Origin of the sequence: Acinetobacter sp. KAM396, from assembly GCF_021602765.1 — a bacterium.
GTDB classification, from domain to species: Bacteria; Pseudomonadota; Gammaproteobacteria; order Pseudomonadales; family Moraxellaceae; genus Acinetobacter; species Acinetobacter towneri_A.
On record NZ_BPPH01000046.1, the window covers coordinates 1 to 11,986 of the forward strand.

Annotated in this window: 11 protein-coding genes, 1 rRNA gene and 1 pseudogene; 4 read left to right on the forward strand and 9 right to left on the reverse strand. The window is 39.6% G+C overall.

Going from position 1 to position 11,986, the window contains the following annotated elements; translation table 11 throughout:
- Positions 1 to 150, reverse strand: a pseudogene (locus L6C30_RS13570) (IS1595 family transposase); the annotation flags it as partial.
- Positions 151 to 206: 56 nt separating this feature from the next.
- Between L6C30_RS13570 and L6C30_RS13575 the strand changes: the two are divergent.
- The 4 genes from L6C30_RS13575 (at position 207) to pabB (ending at position 4,478) form a co-directional block, all read left to right on the forward strand.
- The gene (locus L6C30_RS13575) at positions 207 to 821 is read left to right on the forward strand and encodes a DNA/RNA non-specific endonuclease (protein ID WP_236163283.1); all 615 of its coding nucleotides are present in this window, start codon (positions 207 to 209) and stop codon (positions 819 to 821) included.
- Positions 822 to 824: 3 nt separating this feature from the next.
- Positions 825 to 1,268 (forward strand): immunity protein YezG family protein, encoded by a 444-nt coding sequence (locus L6C30_RS13580; RefSeq protein ID WP_236163282.1) that lies wholly within the window; start codon positions 825 to 827, stop codon positions 1,266 to 1,268.
- Between the two features lie 308 nt (positions 1,269 to 1,576).
- On the forward strand, positions 1,577 to 2,797 hold the full coding sequence (locus L6C30_RS13585) for an IS256 family transposase (protein WP_236163280.1): 1,221 nt from the start codon (positions 1,577 to 1,579) through the stop codon (positions 2,795 to 2,797).
- Positions 2,798 to 3,137: 340 nt separating this feature from the next.
- A complete protein-coding gene (gene pabB, locus L6C30_RS13590) occupies positions 3,138 to 4,478 on the forward strand; it encodes an aminodeoxychorismate synthase component I (protein WP_236163279.1) in 1,341 nt (446 codons plus the stop codon).
- 66 nt (positions 4,479 to 4,544) lie between these two features.
- Here the strand turns inward: pabB and hisC are convergent, their stop codons facing one another.
- The 8 genes from hisC to rrf all read right to left on the reverse strand — a co-directional run bounded on the left by hisC (position 4,545) and on the right by rrf (position 11,938).
- Positions 4,545 to 5,633, reverse strand: a complete 1,089-nt coding sequence (hisC, locus tag L6C30_RS13595; RefSeq protein ID WP_236163278.1) for a histidinol-phosphate transaminase — start codon at positions 5,631 to 5,633, stop codon at positions 4,545 to 4,547.
- A gap of 180 nt (positions 5,634 to 5,813) precedes the next feature.
- Positions 5,814 to 7,115 (reverse strand): histidinol dehydrogenase, encoded by a 1,302-nt coding sequence (gene hisD / locus L6C30_RS13600; protein ID WP_236163277.1) that lies wholly within the window; start codon positions 7,113 to 7,115, stop codon positions 5,814 to 5,816.
- A 185-nt stretch (positions 7,116 to 7,300) separates the two neighbouring features.
- Positions 7,301 to 8,002: an ATP phosphoribosyltransferase gene (hisG, locus tag L6C30_RS13605; protein WP_236163276.1), complete on the reverse strand. Its 702-nt coding sequence runs from the start codon at positions 8,000 to 8,002 to the stop codon at positions 7,301 to 7,303.
- Complete coding sequence (gene murA, locus L6C30_RS13610) at positions 8,002 to 9,258, reverse strand: UDP-N-acetylglucosamine 1-carboxyvinyltransferase (RefSeq protein ID WP_004975199.1); 1,257 nt, start codon at positions 9,256 to 9,258, stop codon at positions 8,002 to 8,004. Before murA ends, hisG begins: the two co-directional genes overlap by 1 nt.
- Positions 9,259 to 9,265: 7 nt before the next feature.
- Positions 9,266 to 9,517, reverse strand: a complete 252-nt coding sequence (gene ibaG, locus L6C30_RS13615) for a BolA family iron metabolism protein IbaG (protein ID WP_004975198.1) — start codon at positions 9,515 to 9,517, stop codon at positions 9,266 to 9,268.
- 139 nt (positions 9,518 to 9,656) lie between these two features.
- A complete protein-coding gene (gene hpf / locus L6C30_RS13620; protein ID WP_236163275.1) occupies positions 9,657 to 9,989 on the reverse strand; it encodes a ribosome hibernation-promoting factor, HPF/YfiA family in 333 nt (110 codons plus the stop codon).
- 167 nt (positions 9,990 to 10,156) lie between these two features.
- The gene (locus L6C30_RS13625) at positions 10,157 to 11,611 is read right to left on the reverse strand and encodes an RNA polymerase factor sigma-54 (RefSeq protein ID WP_230245296.1); all 1,455 of its coding nucleotides are present in this window, start codon (positions 11,609 to 11,611) and stop codon (positions 10,157 to 10,159) included.
- A gap of 212 nt (positions 11,612 to 11,823) precedes the next feature.
- Positions 11,824 to 11,938, reverse strand: a 5S ribosomal RNA gene (gene rrf, locus L6C30_RS13630).
- Between the last annotated feature and the right edge of the window lie 48 nt (positions 11,939 to 11,986).

Here is an 11,986-nt window from a genome sequence, read left to right on the forward strand (position 1 = left end):
GATTGCTTCTCTAAAAAGCATGTACCAATAGTTGATGGTATTACGGTTCAAGTTAAGCAATAAGGCTGTTTTAGAAGCAGGAATATCAATGCAAAAGCACTGAATAATTTTTTTAATCTTATAGTGACTTAATTTACTGTTTTCTATCATGATTCTAGACTAACATATCTATTCTGCTAGTCTAGAGCCATAGTTTATCAGGTCTATTGAGTGGTGGTGCAGTTTCGGTAGCGAAGAAAGGTGGAAAAATTGTATTAGGGCTTAAAGCTGATTTTGATCCAAATCTGAATGTTCAAGTGAATGGCATCACTTCAAAATCTACAGGAAATATTGTTGAACTAAAAGCTGGTTCAAAAGGTGATTGGAATAAATTAGCGAATAAACCAGAAGCGAACACGACATACAAATTTGAAAATGGTTATACTTATAAAACAGATGCCAATGGGCGTGTGAGTTCAGTTCAGGCAGATTTGAAGCTAGAAGCAAATGATCGAAACAGGTATCAACAGAAAGTTTCAGGTCGCACAGACAGAAAGCCTGATGATCATGGTGGTCACTTAATTGCATCTATGTTTAAAGGGCCAGGCGAGGGAATTAATATTGTTCCGATGGATAAAGCCTTTAACGGTTCTGGTGGTGAATGGTATAAATTAGAAACTGATTGGAAAAAAGCATTAGAGGGTAATAAGTCAGTTAAAGTGAATATTCAACCAGTGTATTCAGGTAATAGTAAACGCCCTGACAGCTTTATCATTACTCAAAGTGTTGATTCTGGAAAGCCTAGAACTTTAACTTTAAAAAATACTGCAACAGGAAAATAGTGTATGAGAGATCAAGAAATTTATCAAAAAATTGGTGAACTGCTATGGTCAATAATGATGGAAGATGCTGAAACTATTATTTGTGAGGGCTATATTTATCCAGAGTTTAATTCCTATAGTTTTGAATGGGTTACAAAAAAAAATCAAATTGGTTGGTTTGATATGGATGAAATACCACATGAAATAGGACAAAAAATAATCATTTTAATGTCTGAGTTAAGATCATTAGATATTTTTAAAGAAAAGTGGACAAACTTTAAAGTTACGTTAAGTGATACAGGTAAATTTAATATTGAGTTTGCGTATATTCCAGAAGAAGATCACTGGCCAAGTTTGAGTATGAGGGGGATTAGTGATTTATCTGAGGAAGAGTTAGATAGAGATTATTCACAGATTCCTAAAGAGTTATGGAAAGAGCGAGTTAGGATTAAAAATCAGAATAAATAAAAATTAAATTCTGTTGTAGCCTTGGGTTTTGACTCGGGGCTTTTTTTGTATAGGAAAACATTTAATCAGTGGCGAAGTTGCAGGGCGTAAAAACCAGAAAGTAATTTCAGGTGGACATAATTCTGATAATTTCTATGAAGTCCTTAATAGTAGTGGAGGGAAAGTAATTGGTAATCCAACTCAAGTTTCCAAAGGAATTATGGATATTAAATATCAACTACCAAATGGAAGAGTTGAGACAAAAACAGTGGTAGTGTTCAAAAAACTGTGTCATTTCCTTAAACTGTTAAAAACAGGAATGATGTATTATGGCAACTACATTTGATTTTGAAACAGCCTTAAAACAACTCCAGTCAGGACAAGCACTGACTGGAGAAAATGGCATACTCACCCCTTTAATTAAACAACTGACCGAAGCTGCTCTTGAAGCAGAAATCGAGAATTACATTGAAGCGAATCCGAAACAAGGTAATCGCCGCAATGGCTATACTCGCAAGACCGTAAAATCTACATCAGGTTCATTTGAGCATGAAACCCCTAGAGATCGAAATGGTGAATTTGAGCCACAGTTAGTTAAAAAGAACCAGACCAAATTATCAGAAGAAATTGACAATAAAATCATATCACTCTATGCACTTGGTATGAGCTATCGTGATATTCAAAAGCATGTTGCTGATATGTATGGATTGGAGATTTCAGATGGTGCTATCACCAATATTACAGATAAGCTCCTCCCTCAGTTACAAGCATGGAAACAACGCCCAATCGATACAATTTATCCCTTTGTTTGGTCAGATGCCATACATTACAAAGTGAAGGATAAAGGTGTTTATGTGAGCAAAGCGATCTATACCATTTTAGCTTTAAATGTTGAAGGTAAGAAGGAACTACTCGGCTTGTATTTATCGGAAAGCGAAGGGGCGAACCATTGGCTTAGTGTACTGACAGACCTACAAAATCGTGGTGTTCAGGATATTCTGATTGCCTGCCTTGCGAAGCAGCGCTTCTCAGGACTAAAAGGTTTCCCCGAAGCCATAGCAGCGATTTACCCTCAAACAGAAATACAACTGTGTATCGTTCATCAAATTCGTAATTCTTTACGCTATGTTGCCAGTAAAGATCAGAAGGCATTTATGGCTGATTTAAAGCCAATTTACCGTGCTGATACCAAAGGGGCGGCAGAAGTAGCACTGGATGAGCTAGAAGAAAAATGGGGCGAAAAATATGGTGTGGTCATTCAGTCATGGCGTACCAAATGGCATCTACTATCCGCCTATTTCAAATACCCTAAAGCGATTAGGAAGCCGATTTACACCACCAATGCCGTTGAAGCCGTACATCGTCAATTCCGCAAACTAACCAAAACCAAAGGAGCTTTCCTCAATGAGGATAGTCTGATGAAATTACTGTATATTGGTATTCAACAGACATCAGAAAAATGGACAATGCCTATTCAGGAATGGGGACAAACGATTACTCAATTATCCATTTACTTTGAAGGTCGATTAGATGATATAATTAAAATCTAGTCAAATTTACTGACACAGAATTTTGAACGACCTCCTTTTTTGAATCCGTCAATGCGTAAGTCCTAGTTTAGTAAATTTTTTTCATCTTGTTACTCTCCCGAGAGTATTATTTTTTTGGTTTTACCACTCAGTGCCAATGATTGTTTTTTTATTTGATGAGGACAACACTGACACACATTCCTTGAGCAGCCGGTTTGCACGTACAAAGGTATATCTGAGTTATTTTTTGTTCAACTGCTGTTGGTCGCAATCCACATCTTACCGACAAACGGTTATTTACTTTTTATGTGCTGTAATCATGTAAAATAGCCTTTTTAAATCTCTCAGCTGTTTACACTTTATGTCCTATCCTAATCATTTTAAAAAATTATTCTGTGAATCTGAATGCGAGGCTGCAAAAATTCTGCAAGCTTTGGCAGCACTTTCACATTGTATTTATTTGCAAAATAATGGAAAGGCACGTATTGCATTTTTGGCTGAACGCTATTGTGTGGAACAAAACCATCAACATTTTTACTTTCAAAAAACAGCATTGAATCAATACGAATTAAGTTCAACTCAATTAGATTTAACAGCTCATCTCGGCGCTTCAAATGATACAAACACTGCCCCATTTTGCAGTTTAATGGGTTTTATTTCGTATGATGCAGCAGCACAGCAACACATCAATATGCAATCCCGCGCCCAGCCAAGTGCTTTTTTAGGTCAATTTAAAAGCTATTTACAGCAAGAACCAGATGGCTGGTATTTTTATAGTTCAGACGACAATGCAACACAAACTTTTGATTTTATCTTTAATTTATATACCCAATCAGCCGTAGTTGAACAGTTTGAATTAAGCCAAAAGTGTCAAGCACGCTGGAATTTCACAGATTACCAACGTGCCTTTCAGCGTGTTCAAGACTATATAGTGGCAGGAGATTGTTATCAAATTAATCTTACGCAAGAGTTTAGCGCTGAGGCTCAAGGTCCACTTTTAGCAACTGCTGCTCAGTTTTGGCAACTGACCAATGCACCTTATGCAGGTTATTTACGTATTGGTGATTTTGAAATTTTAAGTTGTTCGCCCGAACTCTTTATTAATTTTGAGGAAAATCGAAAAATTACCACAAAACCAATTAAAGGCACGATGCCACGCTATGATGATCCTGAATTAGACCGACAATCGAAACAACAATTAAGCGAATCTGAAAAAGATCAGGCCGAAAATGTGATGATTGTAGATTTATTACGTAATGATTTAAGTGTTTATGCCGAAACTGGCAGCGTCAAAACGCCAAAGTTATTCAATATTGAGTCTTTTAACCAAGTGCATCACATGGTCAGTGAAGTTACTGCAACACTAAAAGCAGAAATGAATCCTTTTGCTGTATTGATGTCTGCCTTGCCAGGTGGCTCAATTACAGGTGCACCAAAAATTCGTGCCATGCAAATTATAGATGAACTAGAAGGTGCAGCACGTGGCGCCTATTGCGGCTCTATGGGTTATTTTGATGCAGATGGAACGGGTTCCTGGAATATTTTGATCCGTTCTATTCAAAAATATCAGCAAGATGTTTCATTATGGGCAGGTGGCGGAGTCACGATTGCATCTGTATGTGAAGCAGAATATCAAGAATGTTTTGACAAAGTTTCAGCCATGTTGGATTTATTGAATCGCTGGTATAAACCTGCGCAATAGCATGCAGTAAAAATAAAAAAAGCGAGTGAGTTCGAAACTTCACTCGCTGCTATTATATTTTGATTATTAGGCCAAAATATCGTGTTTTAAAGTATCGACTAAGCGTTGATTTTGCTCATCCGTACCAATTGTAATGCGCAAATATTGATTGATACGTGGTTTATTAAAATAACGCACAATAATACCGCGTTCACGTAATGCTGTAGCTAATTCACCTGCATCCCGTTGAGGATGTGATGTAAAAATAAAGTTAGCGTGTGATGGCAATACCTTAAAGCCCAAGGTGATTAAATCCGTCACCAATTTCTCACGGCTAGCAATAACTTTTTGGCATTGCGCTTCAAAATACGCCTGATCTTGAAAAGATGCCACCGCGGCTGCAATGGCAAAACGATCCATTGGATAGGAGTTAAAACTATTTTTTACGGCTTCCAATGCGGCAATTAAATGTGGTTGTGCAATCGCAAAACCAACACGTAAACCTGCCAAAGAACGTGATTTAGAGGTGGTTTGACACACCACCAAATTCTCGTACTTTTCCACCAATTTCACTGCAGACGCTGCACCAAAATCGACATAGGCCTCATCAATCACCACCACTGAATTTGGATTGGCCTTTAAAATTTCTTCAATAGCGCTTAAACCTAAAGCAATACTGGTCGGTGCATTCGGATTGGTGATGATAATGCCGCCATTGGCTTGCTTATAGTCATTAACTACAATTTCAAAATCATCATTTAAAGGCAAAATTTTAGTTTTCACCCCAAAAAATTGACTATATACAGGGTAAAAACTATAAGTAATATCTGGATACAGTAGTGGCTGTTCCTGAACAAAAAAAGCCTTAAAAATATGTGCAAGAACTTCATCTGAACCGTTGCCAACAAAGACATTTTCCACCGCTACATTTTGCTGTTTCGCAATGGCTTGCTTAAGTTCAGACGCATCTGGGTCTGGATATAAACGCAGTGCATCAGCTGAATTTTCTAAAACCTTTTGCACCGCTCCCACCACTTTAGGTGAAGGTGGATACGGGTTTTCATTGGTGTTCAATTTTAATAAATTTTGGATTTTTGGCTGCTCACCCGGTACATAAGGTTCTAGCTCACGTACTTCAGGGCTCCAAAAACGCATTTTTTCTGCTGTGATATTCATTTTATATTCTCGTTCATGCACTCAACTTACTTTCGCGTAAGCCTTCTCTTTTCAGGAGAAGGTTGGGGTGAGGTTTTAAACCATGCCAAACTGAATTAAAGATTGCAGCCCTCATCCTTTTACGAAGTCATACTTCTTGCTCAAAGAGAGAAGGAGCTTTAAAGAGAGTTTTTTAATTAATTACTGATAACGATAACGTGCTGATCTCGCATGCGCATCCAGGTTCTCTTGCTGTGCCAATACATCCGCAGTTTTGGCCAGAGTTTTTACCCCTTCTTGCGAACACATGATCAGGCTAGAACGCTTCTGGAAATCATACACACCCAGTGGTGAGGAGAAACGTGCAGTACCTGAAGTTGGCAGCACGTGGTTTGGACCAGCGCAGTAATCCCCAATCGCTTCAGGGGTATAACGCCCCATAAAGATTGCTCCGGCATGACGAATATCTTCTGCCATCACTTGCGGATCATCCATGCATAATTCCAAGTGTTCAGGTGCCACCTGATTAATTAACTCAATCGCTTCCTGACGGTCCTTCACCAATACCAATGCACCACGGTTTTCAATCGAGGTACGAGCAATCTCTTCTTTTGGCAATGCTTCTAGGTGCTTTTCAATCCAGCCATCAACAGCATTCAATAATTCTTCATCTGGTGTAATGAATACTGCTTGCGCGACGGTATCGTGCTCGGCTTGCGACAATAAATCCATCGCCAGCCACTCTGCATTATTCTCACCTTCGGCATAGACCAGAATTTCTGATGGTCCGGCGATCATATCAATACCGACTTGACCAAATACCGCACGTTTTGCTACTGCGACAAAACGGTTACCTGGACCGGTAATTTTGTCTACACGTGGAATGGTTTCTGTACCATAGGCCAGCGCCGCGACCGCTTGTGCACCACCAATGGTAAACAGACGTGTCACGCCCGCTAAATAGGCCGCCGCCAGCACCAGTGGATTCAACTCACCATTCGGCGCCGGAACCACCATGATAATTTCAGGCACACCCGCCACATGCGCAGGTACAGCATTCATGAGTACTGAAGATGGATAAGATGCCAGACCACCCGGTACGTAAATACCCACGCGGTCCAGTGGTGTGACTTTCTGCCCTAAGGTATTGCCCAAGGCATCGACATAGGTCCAGCCATCCTGCTTTTGTGCCTGGTGGAATTCACGGATACGTGCTGCAGCCAGCTCTAATGCCTCACGCACTTCAGGGTTTAATGTGTCAAAGGCAGCTTTAAGCTGTTCTTGGGTCAGTTCTAGATCTGAAAATTGATGCGCGGGATGTCGATCGAACTGCTGAGTTAATTTAAGAACATGAGCATCACCATGCTGACGGACATCAGCAATGATTTGGTCTACGGTTTTTAACAGTTCTGGATCACTCACTGTTTCAAAAGCCAACAAGTCAGCAAACACCTGCTTGAAGTTCTGATCTTGAGTCGATAAACGTCGCATCAATTTACCCACAAGGTTGATATGGAAAAGATTAGTTTACCTGTTTTCAAGGCTTTTGTGGGTATCAATCGCGCATTGGGCCACGGACTTTTATGGAAAATTACTTTTGCTCAAATTGAAGAAAAGTATTAACAGGACTGTTCTCATAGACTGCCATAAAAAAACCGCTCTCAAGAGCGGTCTTTTATTTGAACAACTTACGCCTGTTTGGCCTGTTCACGATCAGCCACAGCCTGTTCTAGCTGGGCAATAATCGGATTTAACAACGCCTGTTTACGCTTAAAGCTGGCTTTGTTAACGATTAAACGGGAAGACACTTTACAGATTTCTTCCAGTGGTTCTAAACCATTGGCACGTAACGTATTCCCGGTATCGACCACATCGACAATATAATCCCCCAGACCGACCAGCGGTGCCAGTTCCATCGAACCGTAAAGCTTGATCACATCGACCTGCTCACCCAGGCTAGCATAGTATTGACGGGTCAGGTTCACATATTTGGTCGCAATTTTTAAACGACCTTTCGGACGCTGCATACCAACCTTGCCCGCAGTCATCAATTTACAATTGGCAATTTTCAGATCCAGCGGCTCATATACATTTTGAGCACCATGCTCCATCAACACATCTTTACCCGCTACCCCAATATCTGCCGCACCATTTTCAACATAAGTTGGCACATCAGAGGCACGTAAAATTAAAATACGCACTTGTTTATGTGTGGTTGGGAAAATTAACTTACGTGATTTATCTGGATCTTCCAGTAAATTAATTCCCGCAGTTTCCAATAAAGGCAAAGTTTCTTTTAAAATTCGCCCCTTACTTAATGCCAAAGTTAAACCATGATCAAAATTGCCCATGACGTCAAAATTTGGATCATCGTTTCTCATGTCATTCATCAATTTACTCGCTTAATTTGGGCGCCTAAACCTTGTAACTTTTGTTCTACATTTTCATAACCGCGATCAATATGATAAATACGGTCAATCAATGTTTCGCCTTCTGCCGCCAATGCTGCTAACACCAACGAGAATGAGGCACGTAAATCAGTTGCCATAACAGGCGCAGCAGAAAGTTTTTCTACTCCCGTCACAACCGCATCATTGCCCTCTACCTGAATATTGGCACCCATACGTGACAACTCAGGGACATGCATAAAACGGTTTTCAAAAATAGTTTCCGAAATCGTGGCAAAACCGCGTCCAATCGCATTCACTGCCATTAACTGTGCTTGCATATCTGTTGGAAATTCAGGATGTGGTAAGGTTCTGAAGCTCACGGCTTTAGGGCGCTTGCCCATCATATCTAGTTCAATCCAATCATCGCCACGTGTGACTTCAGCACCCATTTCTTCAAACTTATCCAACACAGATTCTAGCAAGGCAGGATCGGTATGTGTGGTTCTGATTTTACCGCCCGTAATTGCAGCTGCAGCCAAATAAGAACCCGTTTCGATACGGTCAGCAACCACTGAATACTCACAACCATGTAAGTGTTCAACGCCTGTGACCACTAAAGTATCGGTGTCTAAACCTTCAATTTTAGCGCCCATTTTAATAAGCATTTGCGCAAGATCAGTAATTTCAGGTTCACGTGCAGCATTACGAATAGTGGTCACACCATCTGCCAATACCGCAGCCATGAGAATATTTTCTGTACCGCCAACAGTGACCATATCAAAGACCACTTCGCCACCTTTAAGGCGACCATTGACTTTGGCATTCACATAACCATTCTCAACTTCAATTTCTGCGCCTAAAGCTTCAAGTGCTTTAAGATGCTGATCGACAGGACGTGAGCCAATTGCACAACCACCTGGCAAAGATACTTTTGCACTACCATAGCGCGCGACTAATGGGCCCAGCACCAAAATAGAAGCACGCATGGTTTTGACTAATTCATAAGGTGCAAATTGGTTGTCCAATGTTGAGGTATCCGCAATGACAGTATCGCCTTCATAAGACATTTTAATGCCCAAGCCTGCGATTAACTTCACCAAGGTATTTACATCTTTTAAATTTGGAACATTTTTCAATGTTATTGGTGTTTCTGCAAGAATCATTGCAGCAAGAAGTGGCAAGGCTGCATTTTTTGCACCAGAAATGCGCACTTCACCTTCGAGCTTATTACCGCCCTGAATTAAAAATTTATCCATTAAATTATTAAGCTCCAAATAAGCTTGCTTTACGCCATTCTTCTTGTGTCATTGCACGAATTGTGACCGCATGAACTTCACCGCTGGCAATATAGCTATTCAATGGTGCATACACTGCTTGTTGACGAGCAACAGGACGCTTACCTTCAAACTGATTATCTACAATACGAAGATCAAACTTGCCGCCTTGCCCACTTACAGCAACTTCAGCCTCTGGAAAAGCAGCTTTTAAAATTTCAGTGAGCTGTTCACTATTCATCACAAAGACCTCTTATAGGACCAACGGTGTAAAAACCTGTCATTTTACTATAAATAGAAACAATAATTCATTAATCCTATACATTATCGCAATAAAAAAAGAGGTTTATCCAAAACCTCTTTTTTAAATCATATTTTGACTAGATGGCTAAAGGCTGATAATCCAGCTGCATCTTCCGATGTTTTTCTAACTGACGTTTTAATTTTTCTGTCATCATCTTAATTGAAGTATACATACCATCAGCACTGGCCTGCGCAAAAAGCTCCGTACCTGGTAAACGAATAATCGCTTCTGCAATATGATTGGCGCTGCCTTTTTTAGAATGTTTATCGATTTGATGATCTTTACTTAGTTTCACCTGCATACTATTGACCTGATCGAGATGTTTGGTCATTTGTGCAAATTTAAGTCGAATATTTTCTTCAATTGCAGGGGTGATAGCTAAGTGATGTCCACGAATTGTTATTTGCATAATTCTATCCCTCACCTTCATTAGGATTAGGAAGGCATAGTTCACATGATTGATTGTCAAATAACAGAACACTGCTGAGGTCACTTTAAATCATGTCTAACTATTCCTTCAAAAAAAGATTCATTATTTGGTCATAATGAATCCTTAGAATAGACCGATTTTAAAAATTAGATCAAGACTTTTCGCTCAGAAGATGACGGAATATTTAATGACTCACGATATTTCGCAACCGTTCTACGTGCGACATCAATTCCTTCTTCCTTAAGAAGATTAGCAATTGTGTTATCTGACAAAGGTTTACGTGGATTTTCATCTGCAATTAACTTTTTAATCTTGGCTCGAATCGCAGTTGAAGATGCTTCTCCACCCGAACTAGTTCCGACATGACTTGAAAAGAAATATTTCAATTCAAATAAACCGCGCGGAGTTAACATATATTTATTGGTCGTCACCCGTGAAACTGTAGATTCATGCAACTCCACCTCATCGGCGACATCACGCAAAATCAGAGGCTTCATTCCTTCAGCACCAATTTCTAAAAATTCACGTTGATGCTGCACAATACAGGTCGCGACTTTTAATAAAGTTTTATGACGCTCATCGACACTTTTAATAAAGTTTTTTGCATCCAACATATGATTGCGCAAATATTGATTTTCTTCGCTTTGATCTGCGCGTTTAATCATATTGGCATAAAATGAATTGATTCTAAGCTTCGGTACAACATCAGGATTCAGCTGCACCTGCCAATGGTCCTGCTTTTTACTGACCACCACATCGGGAATTTGATAGTCTGACTCCTGATCTTCAAATGCAGTACCAGGATGCGCTTTCAACGTTTTTAATAAAGCCACTGCATGCTGAAGCTGATCGGCGCTTAAACCCGTTTGCTTAATCAACTTGGCTAAATCATTAGAAATTAATAACTCATAATGCTGCAATAGTTGCAGTGCTTCCTGCCGATACGGTACATCTGTAGCCAAACTTTCAAGCTGAATAGATAAGCATTCCGCCAAATTACGAGAACCAATTCCAATTGGATCTAAACGCTGAATATGTTTCAAAACGACTAAAACTTCATCGTCTTCAACTTCATCATCGTATTCCATTGAGATCAATAAATGTTGCACAGATGCTGTGATTTCCGATATTTCACAATCCAAGAAACCATTGTCATCCAAAGCATCAACAATACAGTAAGCAATGAGCTGCTCGACTTGAGAAAAATGCAACAGATTGATTTGTTGCATCATGTGCTCTTTTAAACCCAAATGCCCCTGACGATTATCCTCTCGCTCTTCATATTCCGCCGTGCCCAAACTCGTTGGTAAATGAGTGTACACATCATCCCAGTCTGTATCGACAGGCAAGTCATTAGGCAGATGATCTGCATTTAATTCTTTGGTTAAATCTTTTTGATTATGTTCTTGCTCTTCTAAAGTTGATAAACTTTCGAAACTACTTTGTTCTTCGACTTTTTCTAATAGAGGGTTACTGTCCAACTGAATTTGAACTTCTTGTTCAAGCTCTAAACTTGAAAGCTGAAGCAAACGAATGGCTTGTTGTAACTGCGGTGTCAGCGACAAGGAGTTTGCAACTTTTAATCCAACCGATAACTTCATTTTCACCACTCTTTTAAATTTATTTTTTCAAAAACTTAATACATAAGTTTTTGATAAGCAATTTCTATGCCGTTTTATTAGATATAACATAAATTTATGAAAAAACATAAAGATTTTAATTAGAAAATCTATTCAATTTATTCTCTTTTTCTACTTTTCTTTTTTGCATAAAAAAACACCCCCAACGTTAGTTGAGGGTGTTTTGAATAATGAGCTGGCGATGACTTACTCTCACATGGGTAACCCCACACTACCATCAGCGCTAAGAGGTTTCACTTCTGAGTTCGGGAAGGGATCAGGTGGTTCACTCTTGCTATTGTCGCCAGCACAACTGTTATGGACTTGTTCGGGTCTTAGTTACTCTGCTTTTGCATG

Coding starts and splice junctions, on each gene's coding strand:
- pabB (WP_236163279.1), top strand. CDS start 3,138: ATGTCCTATCCTAATCATTTTAAAAAATTATTCTGTGAATCTGAATGC.
- L6C30_RS13625 (WP_230245296.1), bottom strand. CDS start 11,611: ATGAAGTTATCGGTTGGATTAAAAGTTGCAAACTCCTTGTCGCTGACA.
- L6C30_RS13585 (WP_236163280.1), top strand. CDS start 1,577: ATGGCAACTACATTTGATTTTGAAACAGCCTTAAAACAACTCCAGTCA.
- hisG (WP_236163276.1), bottom strand. CDS start 8,002: ATGAATGACATGAGAAACGATGATCCAAATTTTGACGTCATGGGCAAT.
- hisC (WP_236163278.1), bottom strand. CDS start 5,633: ATGAATATCACAGCAGAAAAAATGCGTTTTTGGAGCCCTGAAGTACGT.
- hpf (WP_236163275.1), bottom strand. CDS start 9,989: ATGCAAATAACAATTCGTGGACATCACTTAGCTATCACCCCTGCAATT.
- L6C30_RS13580 (WP_236163282.1), top strand. CDS start 825: ATGAGAGATCAAGAAATTTATCAAAAAATTGGTGAACTGCTATGGTCA.
- murA (WP_004975199.1), bottom strand. CDS start 9,258: ATGGATAAATTTTTAATTCAGGGCGGTAATAAGCTCGAAGGTGAAGTG.
- ibaG (WP_004975198.1), bottom strand. CDS start 9,517: ATGAATAGTGAACAGCTCACTGAAATTTTAAAAGCTGCTTTTCCAGAG.